Annotated in this window: 18 protein-coding genes; 17 read left to right on the top strand and 1 reads right to left on the bottom strand. The window is 41.8% G+C overall.

Going from position 1 to position 21,674, the window contains the following annotated elements; translation table 11 throughout:
- Window positions 1–35: 35 nt before the first annotated feature.
- The 12 genes from ilvB (at window position 36) to yihA (ending at window position 15,825) form a co-directional block, all read left to right on the top strand.
- Window positions 36–1,757, top strand: a complete 1,722-nt coding sequence (gene ilvB, locus J2S07_RS12180) for an acetolactate synthase large subunit (RefSeq protein WP_307150681.1) — start codon at window positions 36–38, stop codon at window positions 1,755–1,757.
- On the top strand, window positions 1,754–2,272 hold the full coding sequence (gene ilvN, locus J2S07_RS12175; RefSeq protein WP_307150680.1) for an acetolactate synthase small subunit: 519 nt from the start codon (window positions 1,754–1,756) through the stop codon (window positions 2,270–2,272). The genes ilvB and ilvN overlap by 4 nt, the downstream gene beginning before the upstream one ends.
- Window positions 2,273–2,307: 35 nt before the next feature.
- A complete protein-coding gene (gene ilvC / locus J2S07_RS12170) occupies window positions 2,308–3,327 on the top strand; it encodes a ketol-acid reductoisomerase (RefSeq protein WP_307150679.1) in 1,020 nt (339 codons plus the stop codon).
- Between the two features lie 36 nt (window positions 3,328–3,363).
- A complete protein-coding gene (leuB, locus tag J2S07_RS12165) occupies window positions 3,364–4,476 on the top strand; it encodes a 3-isopropylmalate dehydrogenase (RefSeq protein ID WP_307150678.1) in 1,113 nt (370 codons plus the stop codon).
- A gap of 96 nt (window positions 4,477–4,572) precedes the next feature.
- Window positions 4,573–5,979, top strand: a complete 1,407-nt coding sequence (gene leuC / locus J2S07_RS12160; RefSeq protein ID WP_307150677.1) for a 3-isopropylmalate dehydratase large subunit — start codon at window positions 4,573–4,575, stop codon at window positions 5,977–5,979.
- 16 nt (window positions 5,980–5,995) lie between these two features.
- Window positions 5,996–6,589 (top strand): 3-isopropylmalate dehydratase small subunit, encoded by a 594-nt coding sequence (gene leuD / locus J2S07_RS12155; RefSeq protein WP_307150676.1) that lies wholly within the window; start codon window positions 5,996–5,998, stop codon window positions 6,587–6,589.
- Window positions 6,590–6,692: 103 nt separating this feature from the next.
- Window positions 6,693–7,703: a tetratricopeptide repeat protein gene (locus tag J2S07_RS12150; RefSeq protein WP_307150675.1), complete on the top strand. Its 1,011-nt coding sequence runs from the start codon at window positions 6,693–6,695 to the stop codon at window positions 7,701–7,703.
- Between the two features lie 148 nt (window positions 7,704–7,851).
- A complete protein-coding gene (tig, locus tag J2S07_RS12145; protein ID WP_307150674.1) occupies window positions 7,852–9,135 on the top strand; it encodes a trigger factor in 1,284 nt (427 codons plus the stop codon).
- Window positions 9,136–9,591: 456 nt separating this feature from the next.
- A complete protein-coding gene (clpX, locus tag J2S07_RS12140) occupies window positions 9,592–10,857 on the top strand; it encodes an ATP-dependent protease ATP-binding subunit ClpX (RefSeq protein WP_307150673.1) in 1,266 nt (421 codons plus the stop codon).
- Between the two features lie 187 nt (window positions 10,858–11,044).
- Complete coding sequence (gene lonB, locus J2S07_RS12135) at window positions 11,045–12,712, top strand: ATP-dependent protease LonB (protein ID WP_307150672.1); 1,668 nt, start codon at window positions 11,045–11,047, stop codon at window positions 12,710–12,712.
- Between the two features lie 210 nt (window positions 12,713–12,922).
- Entirely contained in the window at window positions 12,923–15,247 is a 2,325-nt protein-coding gene (gene lon / locus J2S07_RS12130; RefSeq protein ID WP_307150671.1) for an endopeptidase La, read from the top strand.
- Window positions 15,244–15,825, top strand: a complete 582-nt coding sequence (yihA, locus tag J2S07_RS12125) for a ribosome biogenesis GTP-binding protein YihA/YsxC (RefSeq protein ID WP_307150670.1) — start codon at window positions 15,244–15,246, stop codon at window positions 15,823–15,825. Before lon ends, yihA begins: the two co-directional genes overlap by 4 nt.
- Window positions 15,826–15,857: 32 nt before the next feature.
- On the opposite strand, the gene J2S07_RS12120 is transcribed toward yihA, so the two are convergent.
- A complete protein-coding gene (locus J2S07_RS12120; RefSeq protein WP_307150669.1) occupies window positions 15,858–16,340 on the bottom strand; it encodes a LiaI-LiaF-like domain-containing protein in 483 nt (160 codons plus the stop codon).
- 247 nt (window positions 16,341–16,587) lie between these two features.
- Here J2S07_RS12120 and hemA point away from each other — a divergent pair, with 247 nt between their 5' ends.
- From hemA to hemB, 5 genes are all read left to right on the top strand, one after another.
- A complete protein-coding gene (gene hemA, locus J2S07_RS12115; RefSeq protein ID WP_307150668.1) occupies window positions 16,588–17,928 on the top strand; it encodes a glutamyl-tRNA reductase in 1,341 nt (446 codons plus the stop codon).
- Between the two features lie 14 nt (window positions 17,929–17,942).
- Window positions 17,943–18,776 carry a cytochrome c biogenesis protein gene (locus tag J2S07_RS12110; protein WP_307150667.1) on the top strand — a complete coding sequence of 278 codons (834 nt, stop codon included), beginning with the start codon at window positions 17,943–17,945 and terminating at the stop codon, window positions 18,774–18,776.
- 186 nt (window positions 18,777–18,962) lie between these two features.
- A complete protein-coding gene (gene hemC, locus J2S07_RS12105; protein WP_307150666.1) occupies window positions 18,963–19,898 on the top strand; it encodes a hydroxymethylbilane synthase in 936 nt (311 codons plus the stop codon).
- Entirely contained in the window at window positions 19,895–20,701 is an 807-nt protein-coding gene (locus J2S07_RS12100) for a uroporphyrinogen-III synthase (RefSeq protein WP_307150665.1), read from the top strand. Before hemC ends, J2S07_RS12100 begins: the two co-directional genes overlap by 4 nt.
- A complete protein-coding gene (gene hemB, locus J2S07_RS12095; RefSeq protein WP_307150664.1) occupies window positions 20,685–21,668 on the top strand; it encodes a porphobilinogen synthase in 984 nt (327 codons plus the stop codon). Before J2S07_RS12100 ends, hemB begins: the two co-directional genes overlap by 17 nt.
- Window positions 21,669–21,674 lie beyond the last annotated feature (6 nt).

The raw sequence follows: 21,674 nt of genomic DNA, 5'->3' as shown, positions 1-21,674 counted from the left end.
GAGCCTATATTTTTAAAAAAAGAGGAGGGCAACGAATGTTACAGGAGACTGCCTTTACGGACATGAAGGCTGAAAGCAAACAACAGTTAAGTGGTTCGGATCTTTTGTTACAAGCATTAGAAAGGGAGCAGGTAGAAGTCATTTTTGGATACCCTGGAGGAGCAGTTTTACCTATTTATGACAAGATTTATGATTCCAAAATTCTTCATGTTCTACCCCGTCATGAACAGGGGGGAATACATGCTGCTGAGGGTTATGCACGAGTTACGGGGAAACCGGGCGTCGTAATTGTAACATCGGGACCGGGAGCGACCAACATTGTAACAGGTTTAACGGATGCAATGATTGATTCTCTTCCATTAGTTGTTTTTACGGGCCAAGTTGCCACCGGCGTAATTGGAACAGATGCTTTCCAGGAAGCGGATATTCTTGGGATTACTACTCCAATAACTAAGTATAACTATCAGGTTAGAAATATCGAGGAAATTCCTTACATTGTGAAAGAAGCTTTTTATATTGCGAGCTCAGGTAGACCAGGTCCGGTTCTCATTGATATTCCAAAGGACATTGCAACAGGTCTGGCGGAGGTGCCGGAAGATAAAGAAATTGAACTTCCAGGCTACCAGCCAACGACAAAGCCAAACTATCTGCAAATTCGCAAGCTAACAGAGGCAGTCAGCCGAGCAAAGAAACCAGTCATTCTTGCTGGCGCAGGCATTCTTCATGCAGATGCAGCAGAGGAACTAAAAGTTTACGCAGAGCAACAAAGGATCCCAGTTGTTCATACCCTGCTTGGCTTAGGAGGTTTCCCCGCAGAGCACAAGCTGTTCCTCGGAATGGGAGGTATGCATGGCTGCTATACCGCCAATATGGCTTTATACGAAACGGACCTTCTCATTAATATCGGTGCCAGATTTGATGACCGTTTAACAGGGAATCTAGCCCATTTTGCACCATATGCAACGGTAGCCCATATTGATATTGATCCAGCTGAAATTGGGAAAAACGTACCAACAGAAATCCCTGTCGTAGCAGATGCCAAGGAGGCTCTCAAGCAGCTTATTGCACAGGAAGGAAAGCCTCCAGCTCATGAGGAATGGCTCCAAACGCTAGAAAGCTGGCAGCAGGAATATCCTTATGTTTATGAAAAAAATAATAGTCAGCTAAAGCCGCAAAAAGTAATGGAAATGCTCTATGAAAAGACCAATGGAAATGCCATTGTGGTGACAGATGTAGGGCAGCATCAAATGTGGGCTGCACAATATTACAAGTTCTCGAAGGCGAATAGATGGGTAACATCTGGTGGTCTAGGAACGATGGGCTTCGGACTTCCAGCAAGTATCGGCGCTTCTTTAGCTGACAAGAACGCATGTGTACTGGCGGTACTTGGGGATGGCGGCTTCCAAATGAGCACTCAAGAATTAGCTGTCATTCGGGAATTTAATTTGCCGATAAAAATTGTGATTTTAAACAATGGATCACTTGGAATGGTTAGACAGTGGCAAGAGCTATTCTATGAAGAACGTTATTCCCATAGTAAGAATCCAGTTCAACCTTCTTTTGTAAAGCTAGCTGAAGCCTATGACATTAAAGGGTATGTCATCCAAACAGAAGAAGAAGCGGAAGCCGTTTTATCTGAAGTGTTAAATAATCGAGAGCCAGTATTGCTTGATTTCCGGATTGACCCAGGGGAGAATGTATACCCAATGATTGCGCCAGGAAAAGGCTTGAATGAAATGGTGGGTGTGAAGCTATGAAGAGAATCATTACATTAACGGTTAACAATCGACCAGGGGTACTCAATCGGATCACCAATCTTTTTTCAAAGAGAAACTACAACATTGAAAGCATTACGGTTGGTCACACCGAAATCGAAGGAGTATCAAGAATTACCTGTGCTGTCAATGTGGAAAACGATAGCATTATTGAACAGATTACGAAACAGCTGAACAAGCAGATCGATGTTCTGAAGGTAACCGATATCAGCGAGCAAGCGATGGTTGCAAGGGAGCTCGCCTTGATTAAAGTCCTTTCCACTCCAAACACAAGAAGTGAGATTAATGCGATTATTGAGCCGTTCCGAGCATCCATTGTGGATATAGGCAAAGACAGTCTGGTTATTCAAATCACGGGTGAATCAGATAAAATCGAAGCCTTTATTGAGCTTATCAAGCCGTATGGAATTAAGGAGCTTGCTAGAACAGGAACAACTGCGTTCCCGAGAGGCACACAACGTACTAAAGATTCTACAAGAAATATTTCTATTGTCTAAAACAATTAAACAACTACCAGAAGGGGAGATTATCAATGGCAAAAATGTATTATAACGGAGACGCAAACGAAGCTTATTTAAATGGAAAAAAGGTTGCAGTAATTGGTTATGGCTCTCAAGGTCATGCCCATGCACTTAATATGAGAGATAGTGGGGTCGATGTGGTTGTCGGACTCAGAAAAGGAAAGTCATGGGACAAAGCGGTAGAAGATGGCTTAGAGGTCTACACTGTAGCTGAAGCAACGGCTAAAGCAGATGTGGTCATGATTCTTTTACCTGACGAGCTTCAACCAAAGGTATATAAGGAAGAAATTGAACCTAACTTAACGAATCAGGCATTAATGTTCGCTCACGGATTCAATGTTCATTTCCATCAAATTGTTCCACCAACAACCTGTGACGTGCTTTTAGTTGCGCCAAAGGGTCCGGGACATTTGGTGAGAAGAACGTACCAGGAGGATGCTGGAGTTCCTGCATTATTTGCCATCTATCAGGATGTAACGGGAGAAGCAAGGGAGCTCGCATTAGCGTATGCAAGAGCGATTGGTGCTTTGAGAGCTGGGGCGCTCGAAACGACATTCAAGGAAGAAACGGAAACCGATCTATTTGGGGAGCAAGCAGTTCTTTGCGGAGGTACTACGGCACTTGTTAAGGCAGGCTTTGAAACACTTGTTGAAGCTGGTTACCAGCCGGAACTTGCTTATTTTGAAACACTACACGAATTAAAGCTGATTGTTGACCTTATGTACGAGGGTGGGCTTGCTGGAATGCGCTATTCTATTTCAGATACGGCTCAATGGGGCGACTTTGTAACGGGGCCTCGTATCGTAACAGATGAAGTGAAGAAGGAAATGAAGGCAGTTCTGAAGGATATCCAGGATGGCCAGTTTGCAAAAGGTTGGATTCTTGAGAATCAAGCAAATCGTCCGGTATTCAATGCCATTAATGAAAGGGAAAATGAGCATCTAATTGAAAAGGTCGGGAAAGAGCTTCGTGCGATGATGCCGTTCGTTAATAAAAATCGCAAGAAGGAAGTAGTAGGTAGTGTTGAGTAAAGAAAGTTAAAAATTCATAAGGATGGAGAGGTCATAATGAAGAAGCATATCGCCGTTTTGCCGGGAGATGGAATAGGAAAAGAGGTTACTAGGGGGGCTATTGAGGTTCTTCGTGCCATTGGAGAAAGATTTGGACACCATTTTTCCTTCTCTTATGGGGAAATTGGTGGTGGAGCAGTGGATGAGTTAGGCACACCATTGCCAGACGAAACCATTGAGCTATGTAAGAATAGCGATGCTGTGCTTCTAGGTGCTGTCGGCGGGCCGAAATGGGATAGGCTGCCTGTCCACTTGCGTCCAGAAAAAGGGTTGCTCAAAATTCGTAAAGAGCTAGATCTTTATGCGAATCTACGTCCGACAAACTATTATTCTAGTCTTGCGGATGCCTCTCCATTAAAAAAGGAAATCATCGAAGAAGTCGATCTATTGATGGTTAGAGAATTAACAGGCGGTCTTTACTTTGGAAAGCCAAGTGAACGCGTAGAGCGGGATGGCAGCGATGCAGTAGTAGATACCCTGTTTTATCAAAAGGAGGAAATGGTGCGTGTCATTAAGCTTGCTTTCGAATTGGCTCGCAATCGAAGTGGCAAAGTAACCTCCGTGGATAAGGCAAATGTATTGGAATCAAGTCGAATGTGGCGAGAGGTTGCTGAGGAGGTTGCCAAGGAGTTTCCTGATGTAGCTTTAGAGCATATGCTTGTGGATAATGCCGCGATGCAAATGGTGAGGAATCCTAAGCAGTTTGATGTGGTCGTTACGGAGAACATGTTCGGGGATATTCTTAGCGATGAAGCGTCGGTACTAACGGGTTCACTTGGCATGCTACCATCTGCAAGTATTTCAGAAAAAGGTCCATATTTATACGAGCCAATCCATGGATCGGCTCCAGATATTGCGGGTCAAAATATCGCCAATCCGTTGGCAACGATTCTTTCTGTAGCGATGATGCTCCGTCTCTCCTTCGGACTTGAAAAAGAAGCCGAGGCGGTGGAGACCGCCGTGAATGAAGTACTAAATAGTGGATTCAGAACGAGGGATATTGGTTCCCCTGGTAAAAAGATGGTCACAACGACAGAAATGGTGGAGGAAGTCAAAGCAACCATCCTTGATAACGAGACCATTAATAGCATTATGGGATGCTACGTTTAGGATGCAAGCAAGACCAACCAAAACACAATGCACCGCAACTTACACGACCTTTATGGTCGTGTTTCCTTATAAAAAAGTCATTAGGAGGGGAAAAGAGTGGGGAAATCTATTATTGATAAAATCTGGGAAAAGCATGTAGTCCATCGTGAGGAAGGGAAACCCGATTTGCTCTATATTGATTTACACTTAGTCCATGAGGTAACTTCACCACAGGCTTTCTCAGGATTAAGAATGAAGAATAGAAGAGTTCGAAGACCTGATCGCACGTTTGCTACGATGGATCACAATGTGCCAACGATTAATCGAACGCAAATTGATGATGAAGTAGCCTTAAACCAAATGACCACCCTTGAGAAAAACTGTCTTGAATTCGGAATCGAATTAGCTGGCATCGATAGCCCAGAGCAGGGAATCGTACATGTGATCGGACCAGAACTTGGATTAACCCAGCCGGGAAAAACGATCGTTTGTGGGGATAGCCATACATCAACACATGGGGCATTCGGAGCCCTCGCATTTGGAATCGGAACAAGCGAGGTTGAGCATGTTTTAGCCACGCAGACCTTATGGCAGTCTAAGCCGAAGACACTGAAGCTAGAGATTAATGGAAAGCTAGCTGAGGGTGTCACAGCCAAGGATGTGATCCTCTATATTCTCGCAAAGCACGGAATCAAATTTGGTACTGGTCACGTAATTGAATATTGTGGGGAAGTTGTCAGGAACATGTCAATGGAAGAAAGAATGACGATCTGTAACATGTCCATCGAGGGCGGAGCAAGGGCCGGCCTAGTAAGTCCTGATCAAACAACCTTCGATTATTTATGGGGGAGAAAGCATGCTCCAAAAGATGAGGAATTCGAAAAGTATGTAGAAAAATGGAAAGAACTTGCATCGGATCAGGATGCTGAATATGACACCATCATCCAAATTGATGGCAATGATATCGCTCCAATGGTTAGCTGGGGAACGAATCCATCGATGACGGCAAAGGTCGATGGGAGAATTCCGACAATAGCAGATTGTGAAACAGAATTAGAAAGGGATTCTTTAACTCGTGCATTAGCCTATATGGACTTAAAGGAAGGACAAAGAATAGAAGATATTAAGATTCAACATGTGTTCATCGGTTCTTGTACAAATTCGAGAATTGAGGACATTAGAGCGGCAGCAAGCGTTGTGAAAGGAAAGCAGGTGCATCCTGAAGTGAGAGCCTTAGTTGTACCTGGTTCACAGCAGGTGAAAAAACGAGCGGAAGCGGAAGGGCTGGATAAAGTATTTATCGAAGCGGGATTTGAATGGCGCGATGCAGGCTGTAGCATGTGCTTAAGCATGAATGCAGATGTCGTCCCAAGCGGTGAACACTGTGCTTCAACTTCAAACCGAAACTTTGAGGGGCGCCAGGGTGCCGGGGCAAGAACGCATTTAGTTAGTCCTCAAATGGCAGCAGCGGCAGCGCTGAATGGACATTTTGTAGATATTCGAAAAACCTATGCAACAGTTTAAAGGGGAGGGACCAGAGATGAGCGGGTTTAAGGAGCTAACGGGAAAAGCGGTTGCACTCGATCGTGCAAACGTAGATACAGATCAAATCATTCCAAAGCAATTTTTAAAGAGAATTGAGAAAACAGGATTTGGCAGATTTTTATTTTATGACTGGAGATTCAAATCTGAAGGTCAGCTTAATGAAGAGTTTGAGCTTAATAAACCAGAGAATGAGGGCGCAACAATCCTGATCGCAAATGAGAACTTTGGCTGTGGCTCCTCCCGGGAGCATGCCCCGTGGGCACTGCTTGACTATGGCTTCAAAGCCGTAATTGCCCCATCATTCGCAGATATTTTTAATCAAAATTGCTTGAAAAATGGGATGCTCCCTATTGTCTTAAAAGAGGAAGAGGTTAAATATTTGCTCACAAAGGGAAAAGAGAAGGCATTTGCTCTACATATTAATTTGGAAGAGCAAACGGTGAAGGATGAGGATGGTTTCACAGCAGAATTCCCAATCTCCGCTTATTGGAAAACAATGCTCCTAAATGGCTGGGATGAGATTGAAATTACGATGCAATTAGATGAACAAATTTCTGCGTTCGAGCAAAAAACAGAGATGATAGGATAATATGAAATGTTGCAGGAGGCAATCGATTATCGGTTGCTTCTGTTTTGTTTTTTCACTCTTTACATGCTAAACTTACCTCAACAAATTTAGAGGCGGTAGCAAAATGAAGAAAAATGGACCTAAAATCATTCCGTTTCCCGACCTTGAGAAAAGGCTTGTGGATAAGGGGCTAGAACAGCTTCAAGAAAAAAAGTTCACAGCTGCCATTCAAATGTTTGAAGAAGCGAAAGAGCTTGCCCCTGACGACAGTAATGTCTATATGGGCCTAGTCCTCGCTTATTATGAATCAGGTGCGCTTGAGAAAGCGAAGGATCTGGCAAAGATAATGCTGAAGGAAGGAATCGGAGAATACTTCCAAACACTCGATCTCTATATGATGATCCTTGTGCAATTGCATGATTATGAGGAGGTAGTTACAACGATAGAGGCGCTTGAGGATGAGCAGGCGATACCTTTTGAGAAAAGGGAGCATTTTTCGAACTTTTTGACCTTTAGTAAGCGGATGGTTGAGAATAGGCTAAGTTCACTTGAATCTGAGGATGAACCTGAGTATGTACCGCATAGACCGTTAGATTTACTGGAAAACAATGATAGCAATCTGCAAATGCGGAAGATTGTGGAGCTCTCGCAAAAAAATATTCGCCCTTACATAAAGGAAATTAAGGCGTACTTACAAAGTAAGGAGGGGCATCCATTTCTCAAAACCATGCTTATAAATATTTTACAGGAGCAGGAATATGAAAAAGAGGTGATCGTTGCAAAATTTGGTGATGAAAAACATATTGTCCCTACGGCTCTTCCCTCTCTCCATGACTTCAAGCAATTTTTGGAGATTAAGGAAAAGGTTGAAGATTTAGAGGGCAAGGATCCAACATTTTTTCATCAGTTAATCAGTCTTGTGGAAAGACATCTATATTTATTGTACCCGTTTGAATTAAAGCCTAGTAGCCCTGCGGTTTGGGCTGCTGCCTATCACGTAACCGTCCTAGAATATCATGGAAGAGAAGCGTCGATAAGAGGGATAGCAGAGCTGTATCAAACGTTGCCAGAGGAAGTGGAAAAAGCCGTTTCTTTTATTACAAAATTAGAAGAAATTTCTTATCCGAATCTCTAGCTTCTCTGTTGAAACAGACAAAACGTATGTTATAATGTAGTGGTTGTAATGTGTAATAATTGTATTTACATATTAATTTGGATATGGAATGATCTAAAACATATTCACGAAATCGGAATGAGAATAGATTTTTGGAGGGAATTTTAGTATGTCCGCAAAATGGGAAAAAACAGAAGGAAACCAAGGTGTCCTTACAATTGAAATTGATGCAGAAAAGCTTAACGAAGGCTTAGATTTTGCGTTTAAAAAGGTTGTTAAACAAGTGAATGTTCCAGGCTTCCGTAAAGGAAAAATGCCACGTGGAATGTTTGAAAAACGTTTCGGTGTTGAATCACTTTATCAAGATGCGATCGATTACCTTTTACCTGAAGCATATGCAAATGCAATTGAAGAAACTGGAATTGATCCAGTAGATCGCCCTGAAATTGATGTAGAGCAAATTGAAAAGGGCAAGCCCGTTATTTTCAAAGCAACCGTTACGGTTAAACCAGAAGTGAAGCTTGGTGAATACAAAGGCTTAGAGGTAGAAAAGTTTGATACAGAAGTAACGGATGAAGAAGTAGAAAATGAATTAAAGGCTCTTCAAGAGCGTCATGCAGAGCTTGTTGTAAAAGAAACTGCAGCTGAAAATGGTGACACGGTTGTCATGGATTTCGAAGGCTTTGTCGACGACGTTGCTTTTGAAGGTGGTCAAGCAGACAACTATACATTAGAGCTTGGCTCTGGACAATTCATTCCTGGATTCGAGGAGCAGTTAGTTGGTGCTGCTGCTGGAGAAGAAAAGGATGTTAAGGTAACATTCCCAGAGGATTACCATGCGGCAGAGCTTGCAGGTAAAGAAGCCGTGTTTAAAGTAAAGATTCATGAAGTAAAAGGAAAAGAACTTCCAACTCTTGATGACGAGTTTGCAAAAGATGCTGACGATGAAGTAGAAACATTAGATGCTTTAAAAGAAAAAATCAAGACAAGTCTTGAAGAGAGCAAAAAGCATGAGGCAGAGCATCATGTACGTGATACGGCTGTTGAAAAAGCTGCTGATAATGCCGAGATTGATGTACCAGAGGTTATGGTGACAAACGAAATCGATCGCATGATGCAGGAATTTGAGCAACGCATTCAGATGCAGGGCTTGAACTTAGATCTTTACTTCCAATTCTCTGGTCAAGACGAAGAAGCTCTACGTGAGCAAATGAAGGAAGACGCTGCGAAGCGTGTACGCATCAATTTAACTCTTGAAGCGATCGCAAAAGAGGAAAATATTGAAGTTACACCAGAAGAGGTAGACGAAGAGCTTAAGAAAATGGCTGAAATGTACAATATGACTGTAGAAAATATTACTGCAGCACTAGGAAGCGTAGAAGGCTTAAGAGCTGATATTCAGCTTCGTAAAGCAGTTGACTTCCTTGTAGATAACAGCAAAACGATTGAGTAATTGAAACCTTCATAAACAAGGCGCGATATTTATCGTGCCTTGTTTTAAAATAGTAGGCTAATTTATGCTTTTTTTATGGCAAAGCAGCCTATACCATTTATTTCATACATATACATATTTTTAAGCAACTAATTTTTAATATATCTTTAACAGAAAATACCGATTTAACCTGATTCATTTTGGTTAAGCTTAACTAGTACATAGCCAATTTTCGAAATGATAAAAGCTCGAAGGTTCATGTTTCATCCCTAAGAGTTATCATTTCCTGTCCATACATAATATGTGGTACAATGCAATACATAACAATCGCATTATCTTTACAGAAGTAAGGGATTAACAGGTCGAAAAAGTTAATAGTCCCTACTGTTTTGTGAATGGTAGAAAACGGGTATGAGTAAGACAGATGAATTCAAACTTCGGTTTTTTGATTTTTAGAAGTTTTAAGGGGTGAAGAAATTGTTCAAATTTAATGACGAAAAAGGACAACTAAAGTGTTCCTTCTGTGGTAAAACACAGGACCAGGTTCGTAAGCTAGTAGCTGGACCGGGGGTATATATATGTGATGAATGTATTGAGCTATGTACAGAAATTGTTGAAGAAGAGCTGGGAACAGAGGAAGAAGTTGAATTTAAGGATGTTCCAAAGCCAAAGGAAATAAGAGAAATTCTAGATGAATACGTGATTGGCCAGGATCAAGCAAAGAAAAGCCTATCTGTAGCCGTGTATAATCATTATAAGCGTATCAATTCTAACAGTAAGATTGATGACGTTGAGCTATCCAAGAGTAATATTGCCATGATTGGTCCGACAGGAAGCGGGAAAACCTTGCTTGCTCAAACACTTGCACGTATTTTAAACGTTCCGTTTGCGATTGCAGATGCAACATCATTAACAGAGGCGGGCTATGTTGGTGAGGATGTGGAAAACATCCTGTTAAAACTAATTCAAGCTGCTGACTATGATGTGGAAAAGGCAGAAAAAGGAATTATTTATATTGATGAAATTGATAAGGTAGCACGTAAATCTGAGAACCCATCAATTACGAGAGATGTCTCCGGTGAAGGGGTGCAGCAGGCCCTTTTAAAAATCCTTGAAGGTACGGTCGCTAGTGTGCCGCCTCAAGGAGGACGTAAGCATCCACACCAGGAATTTATCCAAATTGACACAACCAATATTCTTTTCATTTGTGGCGGTGCTTTTGATGGAATCGAACCGATTATTAAACGTCGTCTCGGTCAAAAGGTTATTGGCTTTGGAGCGGATTTGAAGCAGCAGGAAATCGATGATAAGGACCTATTATCTAAGGTCTTACCTGAGGATTTACTCAGATTTGGCTTAATTCCTGAATTCATTGGTCGTTTGCCAGTCATTTCTAGCCTTACCCCGCTTGATGAGGATGCCTTGATTCAAATTTTGACTAAGCCAAAGAATGCGTTGGTAAAGCAATATCAGAAAATGCTTGAGCTTGACGATGTGGAGCTAGAATTTGATGAGGAAGCATTACAGGAAATTGCGAAGAAAGCGATTGAACGTAAGACTGGTGCCCGTGGCCTTCGCTCCATCATTGAAGCGATCATGCTGGATGTAATGTATGATCTGCCATCACGCGACGATATTTCAAAATGCATCATCACAAAGGAAACTGTTACTGAAAACAGTGCACCAAAGCTTGTTTTAAATGATGGTACGCTAATTGAAGAAAAGACGAAAACATCTGCTTAAATAAGCATAAAGAGGATAAGGACAAACCGATTTTGGTTGTCCTTATTTTTTTTGGATACATGAATTAATACGAGTATAAGGCGATATCAAAAACAGCATAGGTTATGAAAAAAATGTGGTTTATTCCAATCCTGAGAAGGAGATACTATCCATTATAAACAAGCAAGGGATACAGGAGGGAAAACCAATGAGTTGGACAGGAATCGCCTTATTTATCCAGTTGTTTTTCGGGATAGTGATAGGGCTTTACTTTTGGAATTTATTAAGAAATCAGCGAACCCAAAAGGTATCGATAGATAGGGAGTCTAGGAAGGAAATGGATCAATTGCGAAAAATGAGATCCATTTCTTTAACAGAGCCACTTTCAGAGCGTGTTCGTCCTTCCAACTTTGAAGATATCGTCGGACAGGAAGATGGAATCAAATCTTTGAAGGCGGCACTTTGCGGACCGAATCCACAGCATGTGATTATTTATGGTCCGCCAGGAGTTGGAAAGACGGCCGCTGCCCGCTTAGTTCTCGAGGAAGCCAAAAAAAATCCTAAATCTCCCTTTCGGCCTACATCCGTTTTTGTTGAATTGGATGCTACAACGGCTCGATTCGATGAAAGAGGGATCGCTGATCCACTTATTGGTTCTGTTCACGACCCTATCTATCAGGGAGCTGGTGCCATGGGACAGGCTGGCATTCCACAGCCGAAGCAAGGAGCTGTCACAAATGCACATGGCGGAGTCTTGTTTATTGATGAAATTGGGGAATTACACCCGATTCAAATGAACAAGCTGCTTAAGGTTTTAGAGGATCGGAAGGTCTATTTGGAAAGTGCTTATTATAGTGAAGAAAATACGCAAATACCGAATCATATCCATGATATTTTCAAAAATGGGCTACCTGCAGATTTCAGACTCATTGGTGCGACAACGAGGACTCCAAGTGAGATTCCTCCCGCTATTCGTTCAAGATGTATGGAGGTCTTTTTCCGAGAGCTAACGGAAGAGGAAATTGAAACAGTAGGGAAAAAAGCAGCGGAAAAGGTCAATTTATCCATTAGTGAACAAGGATTACAAACGTTAGCGAATTATGCACGAAATGGACGTGAAGCCGTCAATCTGATTCAGACCTCCGCTGGCTTGGCGATCCAAGAGGAGCGCAATTTTATTAGAGACGAGGATATTGAGTGGGTTGTTCACTCCAGTCAGCTTACCCCCCGCCTCGAGCGTAAAATTATGCATGAGGCTTCCATTGGATTGGTCAATGGTCTTGCTGTCTACGGACCAAACACAGGGGCCCTATTAGAAATTGAAGTCATGGCCATTCCTACTAAAGAAAAGGGAACCATCAACATTACCGGGATTGTCGAAGAGGAAAGCATTGGGGACCGAGGGAAATCGATTAGAAGAAAAAGCATGGCAAAGGGATCGATTGAGAATGTCATCACGGTTCTTCGTTCCATGGGTGTACCAGCCGATGAATATGATATTCATGTTAACTTCCCTGGTGGAATCCCGATTGATGGGCCTTCTGCCGGTATTGCAATGGCAACAGGGATCTATTCGGCTATCTACAAACACCCGATTGATCATACGGTAGCGATGACAGGAGAAATCAGCATCCACGGAAATGTAAAACCAATTGGTGGGGTATACCCGAAAATAAAAGCCGCCAAAAAAGCCGGTGCAAAGACCGTCATTATCCCTAAGGAGAATCTTCAATCGATGCTAAAAGAAATCGATGGAATCAACATCGTACCGGTCATCCATTTATCAGAAGTATTTGACATTGCCTTACTCAAAGAGCACTCAAAGGAGCAAGCCATTACAGCATCCATTGAACTGAAGAAAAAAGAAACGATCTAAAGGATGAAATAAGACTTCGGTTGCATTGTAAACCGAAGTTTTTATATGAAAAGCGGCAAACTGTCCACCCGAGATGGACAAATCCGTATAAATGTCCACCGGCGGTACCAGGTACCGCTTTAAAAATAGACTATTATTAGTAAATACGATAGAATTGTACAATGAATTATCCTATTTTGAAGATTGATATGCATGTGGAGGTGCTAGAAAATGGCGAAAAAGAAGGAAATAATCGTCCCCCTCCTGCCGCTTCGAGGCTTACTCGTATATCCTACTATGGTCTTACATCTTGATGTAGGCCGGGATAAATCGGTTCAAGCATTGGAAAAGGCAATGGTAGATGACAGTCTTATTTTTCTTACTACTCAAAAAGATATGTCCATAGATGACCCTAAGGAAGAAGATTTATATCAGATGGGGACCTTGACTAAGGTGAAACAAATGCTGAAGCTTCCGAACGGCACCATTCGTGTACTAGTTGAGGGTCTTAAGAGAGGTGAAATTGTTACCTTTTACGATGAAGGGGATCATTTTGCCGTCAAATTGAAAACATATGAGGATTTGACAGAGAAAGATATTGAAACGGAAGCCTTCATGAGAACGCTTCTGGAATACTTCGAACAATACATAAAGTTATCAAAGAAAATCTCAGCTGAAACCTATTCAAGTCTAGCGGATATCGAAGAACCAGGAAGAATGGCAGATATTATTGCGTCCCATTTGCCGTTGAAGCTGAAGGACAAGCAAGATATACTAGAGACCATCAATGTAAAAGAAAGAGTCCAGCGCTTGATCGAAATGATTCATAACGAAAAAGAAGTCTTGAATCTAGAAAAGAAAATTGGTCAACGAGTCAAGAAATCGATGGAAAGAACGCAAAAAGAATATTATTTGCGTGAACAGATGAAGGCGATTCAAAAGGAGCTTGGGGAAAAAGAAGGCAAAACAGGTGAAATCGCTGAGCTAACTGAAAAAATTGAGAATGCTCATATGACTGAGCATGTCAAAAAAGCGGCCCTTAAAGAACTAGAACGCTATGAAAAGGTTCCATCTTCTTCCGCAGAGAGCGCCGTTATTCGAAATTATATCGAATGGCTTATCTCACTCCCTTGGACGAATGCGACGGATGATGATCTAGATATCAAAAAAGCGGAACGTATTTTAAATGAGGATCATTACGGACTCGAAAAGGTGAAGGAACGGGTCCTCGAATATCTTGCCGTTCAAAAAATGACCAATTCCTTAAAAGGACCTATCCTCTGTCTTGCAGGACCTCCTGGGGTGGGAAAAACAAGCTTAGCCCGATCGATTGCCAGGTCATTGAATCGCAATTTTGTCCGTATTTCTCTTGGTGGCGTTCGCGATGAATCAGAGATCCGTGGACATCGCCGTACATATGTAGGAGCTATGCCAGGACGAATCATCCAAGGGATGAAAAAAGCAGGAACAATAAACCCCGTATTTTTGCTTGATGAAATCGATAAAATGTCTAGTGATTTTCGCGGGGATCCGTCTGCTGCGATGCTTGAGGTACTAGATCCAGAGCAAAATCACAGCTTCAGTGACCATTATATTGAAGAAACCTATGATTTATCGAAGGTTATGTTTATCGCAACAGCGAATGATCTAGCATCCATCCCTGGTCCATTGAGAGACCGTATGGAAATCATCACGATTGCAGGCTATACAGAGTTAGAGAAAATCAATATTGCAAGGAATCATCTGTTGCCAAAACAAATTAAAGAGCACGGAATGTCAAAGTCCCAGCTACAGGTTCGAGATGATGGCATTCAAAAAATTGTTCGCTACTATACGAGAGAAGCTGGCGTACGAAGCTTGGAGCGTCAATTGGCCGCCATCTGTAGAAAAACAGTCCGTATTATTGTCGCCAATGAAAGGAAACGAGTGGTTGTAACAGAGAAGAATGTCGAGGAATTTTTGGGAAAAACAAAATTCCGCTATGGTCAAGCCGAATTAGAGGATCAGGTAGGAGTCGCGACAGGTCTTGCCTATACAACAGTTGGTGGGGATACTTTACAAATTGAGGTCTCTCTATCACCAGGAAAAGGGAAGCTAGTTTTGACTGGAAAATTAGGCGATGTCATGAAAGAGTCTGCGCAGGCAGCCTTCAGCTATGTGCGTTCAAAGGCCGTTGAGCTTGGAATCGATCAAGATTTTTATGAGAAGACTGACATTCATATCCACGTTCCAGAGGGTGCGGTTCCAAAGGATGGGCCATCAGCAGGAATTACAATTGCAACTGCACTTGTATCAGCTCTCACAGGAAAACCTGTCAGAAAAGAGATAGGAATGACCGGAGAAATCACCCTTAGAGGACGAGTCCTGCCAATTGGTGGCTTAAAAGAAAAATCGCTAAGCGCTCACCGTGCAGGCCTATCCAAAATTATTCTACCGAAGGATAATGAAAAGGATATAGATGATATTCCAGAGAGTGTAAGAAATGATTTACAGTTTGTCCCTGTCACCCATGTGGATGAGGTGTTAAGGCATGCGTTGAATGGTGGTGCGGAATGAAGGTCGTTAGTTCAGACATTGTCATTAGTGCCGTCAAACCAGAGCAATATCCTGAAGGGGACCTTCCTGAGTTTGCCTTAGCGGGTCGTTCGAACGTAGGAAAATCCTCTTTCATTAACAAAATGCTGAATCGAAGAGGGTTAGCACGTATTTCATCAAAACCCGGTAAGACGCAAACCCTTAACTTTTACTTAATTAACGAGATCCTCCACTTTGTTGATGTTCCAGGCTATGGATATGCAAAGGTTTCGAAGAAAGAGCGGGAAGCTTGGGGGAAAATGATTGAAACATATTTTACAACTCGTGAACATTTAAAGGCTGTGTTATTAATCGTTGATGTAAGACATCCTCCGACAAAGGATGACGTCTTGATGTATGACTTTTTAAAGCATTATGAAATTCCTTGTATTGTCATTGCGACAAAAGCGGATAAAATCTCAAAATCAAAATGGCAAAAGCATTTGAAGATCACCCAAGAGGAGCTAGACCTTGACCCAAATGACACCATCATCCTTTTCTCATCCGAAACGGGCTTAGGAAAGGACAAGGCTTGGGCAACGATTGAAAGCTATATGTAAGTAAAAAAGGTAAAAGAGCGTGAAATGCTCTTTTACCTTTTTTTTATTAATAGATAGAGTCCGTAGACAACTAATACGACTGGCCAAAACCTCCAGAAGTCTCCTGCTCCGCTTTCTAATATCCCAAGCCAGTCCACAATTTTATTATAAAATAACAGAAGAATGGCTAATACTAGGAATAATATCCCTTGAAAAAGACCTGCTCGTACCTTTTGATATCTTAGAAGAAATCCAAGAGCGATGATCAAAATGAAGGTTCCGTTGGAGTTCGGCCATACTTCTAGGTATTTGATAATATGAAAATGGAGCCCAAATCCAGTTAGTATGACTCCCGGGAGAATCGCTTCATAGTCTTTTGCTACATATCCTTGAAAAAGGTAAGCGATACCAACGATGATAAGGAAAGTAGGCCAAGTGTCAAAGCCTTGAAAGAAAGAATATTGATTTTGTTGTAAAAAGAAAAAAAGACCAAAACCTAGCAAAATGATAGCTGGGAAAATACGTTGATTTTTCATTCGAACACTTCCAATATTGTTTACTTGAATCGTTTGGGTATATTTGATAAGGTACAAAGGGAGCATATTTGTCGAAAAAACTCATAAAGTTCAAGGCACTTCCGCCTTTCTATTGTCTGGCTACAGTGCCTTTCTTATCATATCATAGGTTTCATGATATGTTCACATTTTTGCGGTGTTAGGAAAGTCTTCTATGCTATAATTATTATTAGCAAATTATGTTTATTATTTGGGGGTCGAAACAAGGATGCATATTTTAACTGTTGGACTTAATTATAAAACAGCCCCTGTAGAAATTCGAGAACAACTTACGTTTGAGCCATCACGGCTTGGGGAAGCCATGCGTGTTCTAAACGGGAAGAAAAGTATTCTCGAGAACGTGATTTTATCCACATGTAATCGTACAGAAATTTATGCGGTTGTCGACCAGCTTCACACTGGCCGTTATTATATTAAGGAATTTCTTTCCGAGTGGTTCGGTATTCCGCAACAAGAATTCTCGCCATTTTTATTTATCAATGAGCAAGATGGGGCGATTGACCATCTATTTAATGTTGCATGCGGACTAAATTCTATGGTGCTTGGCGAAACGCAAATCTTGGGTCAAGTACGTTCTAGCTTCCTTGAAGCTCAGGAAAATCAAACGACAGGAACGGTATTTAACCAATTATTCAAACAGGCTATCACATTGGCGAAACGGGCTCATTCGGAGACGGACATTGGTGCGAATGCGGTATCTGTCAGCTATGCGGCGGTTGAATTGGCAAAGAAAATATTTGGCTCCTTGGATGGAAAGCATGTCTTAATTCTTGGTGCCGGCAAAATGGGCGAATTAGCGATTCAAAACTTGCATGGAAATGGTGCAAGCAAAGTAACTGTCATTAATCGTACCTTTGAGAAGGCACAAAGTCTAGCTAGTCGTTTCTCGGGGCAGGCGAAATCATTAAATGAACTACAATGTGCCCTAGTGGAAGCAGATATCCTGATTAGCTCGACGGGAGCCAAGGATTATGTCGTGACAAAGGAAATGATGGACAACGTCGAAAAAATGCGCAAGGGAAAGCCTTTATTTATGGTGGATATTGCCGTTCCACGTGATCTAGATCCAAAGCTAGCCGAGCTTGAAAGTGTGTTCCTTTATGATATTGATGATTTGGAAGGAATCGTTGAAGCGAATCTACAGGAGCGACAAAAGGCAGCAGAAAAGATCTTGCTCATGATTGAAGCAGAGATCGTAGAATTTAAGCAATGGTTGAACATGCTTGGTGTTGTACCTGTAATTTCTGCACTAAGACAAAAGGCGCTCGAAATTCAAACAGAAACAATGAACAGTATTGAACGCAAGCTGCCACATCTTTCTGAGCGTGATAAAAAGGTACTGAATAAGCATACAAAGAGTATTATCAATCAAATGCTTAAAGATCCGATTTTACAAGCGAAGGAATTGGCTGGTAGCCGTAATTCTGATGAAGCACTCGAATTGTTCATGAAAATCTTCAATATCGAGGAGCTAGTAAAGGAACAGCAGGAATCGAAAGTAGCCGATTTTAAGAAAGCTGTTGTAGCAACTGCTTCCTTTCAATCATAAGAGGGGTTCTATCCATGATTGAAGTGTATATGACTCGGCTGCATGAACTAACGGTCATACTATATGCATTAAGCATTTTATTATATTTTATCGATTATCTTCATAGTAACCGGAAAGCAAACCAAACTGCCTTCTGGTTACTTGCGTTTGTATGGGGATTGCAGACATTGTTTTTAGTGCTTTTCATGGTGGATATAGGGAGATTTCCCATACTTACCATTTTTGAAGGCCTTTATTTTTATGTGTGGGTCCTTGTTACTTTATCATTAGGCATTAACCGCTTAATGAAGGTGGACTTTATTGTTTTTTTTACGAATGTCCTTGGGTTTGTCATCATGGTGATTCACACCTTTGCACCTGTTCAGTATGAATCAAAGGTTATGGCAGGGCAGCTGACGTCAGAGCTGCTTTTTATCCATATCACGATGGCCATTCTCTCTTACGGGGCATTCTCCGTGTCATCGGTATTTTCAGTGCTTTACCTCATTCAGCACGATTTATTAAAAAAGAAAAAATGGGGCCAAAAGCTCAAGAGAATCGCTGATTTAAATAAACTCGAGCAAACGTCCTACATACTCAATATTATCGGTGTTCCCATGCTATTGCTGGCTCTTATTCTAGGGCTGCAGTGGGCATACATTAAAGTACCAGACATCGTTTGGTATGATGCAAAGGTTATCGGCTCCTTTATCGTTCTTCTCGCCTATGGAATCTATCTGTATTTGCGTGTCAGAAAAGGAGTTCAAGGAAAAAGTCTAGCCCTTTGGAACCTAGCATCATTTCTTATTATCTTAATTAACTTTTTCCTTTTTGGACAATTATCATCCTTTCATTTTTGGAATTCGTAAAAACCTTTGAAGAGAGCTGTGTTAATGCTAGATGTTAATTTTAGCCTTATACGTATGCGGGAACGGATCTTACTCGGGACGAGTAACGTAGAGAACGCGTGCGTATAAGGAAATATATAAGATCAACAATTAACCGAGCCTTAAAGAAAAAAATACACAAAAAATATTCCGATTCAGGAGGCTTCCATGAGAAAAATTATCGTTGGTTCAAGACGAAGTAAACTAGCCCTTACCCAAACCAATTGGGTGATTGAGCAATTGCGTAAAATTGACCCTTCCTATGAGTTTGAGGTTAAGGAAATCGTCACAAAAGGGGATAAAATCCTCGACGTGACCTTATCTAAAGTTGGAGGGAAAGGTCTTTTTGTAAAAGAAATCGAGCAAGCTATGCTAAATGGAGAAATTGATATGGCGATCCACAGCATGAAGGATATGCCGGCAGTTCTTCCAGAAGGCTTGGTCATCGGCTGTATTCCAGAAAGAGAGGACCATCGCGATGTTCTCATTTCGAAGGATCATGTACCTTTGAAAGAGTTAAAGAAAGGTGCGATCGTAGGTACGAGCAGTCTTCGTCGTTCTGCACAGCTGCTTGCTGTCCGTCCAGACCTTGAAATAAAGTGGATTCGCGGTAATATTGATACACGATTAGAAAAGCTGAAAACAGATGAATACGATGCGATTATTCTTGCAGCAGCAGGGCTTTCTCGTTTGGGGTGGGCAAAGGACGTTGTTACGGAGTTCCTAGAGCCTGAAATTTGCTTACCAGCAGTTGGTCAAGGCGCATTATCCATCGAATGTCGAGGCGATGACAAGGAATTGCTAGCCCTGCTAAAGAAATTTAGTTGTGATACAACGGACAAAACCGTTCGAGCGGAGCGTGCTTTCCTTGATAAGATGGAAGGTGGCTGCCAGGTTCCAATCGCTGGCTATGCCTATATTAATGAAGAAGAAAAAATTGTCTTGACTACACTGGTTGCTTCACCTGATGGAAAAACGATTTACAAGGAGCAGATAGAAGGTACTGATCCAGAGCAGCTTGGTTATGCCGCAGCCGATTATTTAAGTGATCAAGGTGCCAAGAAGCTTATTGATGCAGTGAAAGAGGAGCTAGATCATGCATGACATCTCCCTCATTGAAAGGAAAAACCGTGCTTGTTCCAAGGGGAAAAAAGAATGCTAAATCATTCTCAAAGATTGTGGAAGGCTATGGAGGAACACCTGTAGAGGTTCCTCTTCTTGGCTTTCGCCCTGTTGAAAACAGGAAGCTCATCGCCCCGATCATAAATAACTTACATATGTATGACTGGATCATTTTTACAAGCGATGTAACGGTGGAAACGTTTTTTTCGTTAGTGGATGGAGGAATGCCTTCCCTACCAAAAATTGCGGTTATTGGTGAAAAGACCGAAAATGCATTATTAAAAAGGGAGATTCCCGTTCACTTCAAGCCGATGGAATATGTCGCAGAGGGCTTCGTTCAGGAGTTTGCCCCTTTTGTGAAATCAGGTGAAAAGCTGTTTATTCCAAAGGGAATTTTAGCAAGGGATTATATTGCACAGTTTTTCAGAGAAAAAGGTCATGTTGTCGATGAAGCGGTTATTTACGAAACGTATTTTCCAGAGGATAGTAAGGAAAAATTGGTTCAGCTTCTAAAACAAGGAGCTCTCGACATACTGCCCTTTACCAGTCCATCGACCATCGATCACTTTATGCAGGTAGTGAATGAATATGACCTATCTGAACGTATAAAAAATTGCACCGTGGCAGTCATTGGTCCTGTCTCCAAAAGAAAGTGTGAGTCAGTTGGTTTGAACGTACATGTCATGCCAGAGGTATATACTTCTGATGACATGATCAAGGCTGTTGCGGAATACTTAAGTGAAAAAGAAAATATAGGAGGCATCCATAATGAATCTATCTTTTAATCGTCATCGTCGCCTAAGACAGTCACCAGCGATGCGTGCCCTTGTTCGTGAGAATCATCTACATATTGATGATTTAATTTACCCACTTTTTGTTGTTGAAGGGAAAAACATTCGCAATGAAATTACTTCGATGCCAAATGTCTTCCAGCTATCATTGGACTATCTTTTACCCGAAATTGAAGAGGTTGTATCGCTCGGAATTAAGTCCGTCCTTCTTTTTGGGATTCCAAATGAGAAGGATGAGTGTGGAACAGGTGCTTTTCATGATCATGGAATTGTACAGGAAGCAACCCGCTTAATTAAGAAGCACCACCCAGAGCTTATCGTTGTTGCTGATACCTGTCTTTGTGAATATACGAGCCATGGCCATTGCGGTGTCGTGGAGGAAGGCAAAGTCCTAAACGATCCATCCTTGAAATTATTAGTTGATACAGCGGTTAGTCAGGCGAGAGCGGGTGCAGATATCATTGCCCCTTCCAATATGATGGACGGCTTTGTGACAGCGATTCGTGCAGGACTAGATGAAGCAGGGTTTACGGAAGTGCCGATTATGAGCTATGCCGTGAAATACTCTTCTGCTTTTTATGGTCCGTTCCGTGATGCTGCTGAAAGTACACCACAATTTGGTGACCGCAAGACATACCAGATGGACCCAGCGAATCGCTTAGAAGCATTCCGTGAAGCAGAATCAGATGTGGCAGAGGGTGCCGATTTTATCATTGTTAAGCCTGGAATGCCTTATTTAGATATCGTTCGTGATATTAAAAATAATTTTACCTTACCTGTTGTGATCTACAATGTTAGTGGAGAATACTCAATGGTGAAAGCAGCGGCTGCTAATGGGTGGATTGATGAAAAGCCAGTCGTTATGGAAATGTTGCTTGGCATGAAACGTGCTGGTGCGGACATCATTATTACGTATCATGCAAAAGACGTAGCTAGATGGCTGAAAGAAGAGGGAAAGTGAGGGAAT

The organism is Anoxybacillus andreesenii (assembly GCF_030813005.1).
Lineage (GTDB): Bacteria > Bacillota > Bacilli > Bacillales > Cytobacillaceae > Robertmurraya > Robertmurraya andreesenii.
This window is presented reverse-complemented; position numbering and strand designations above follow the sequence as displayed.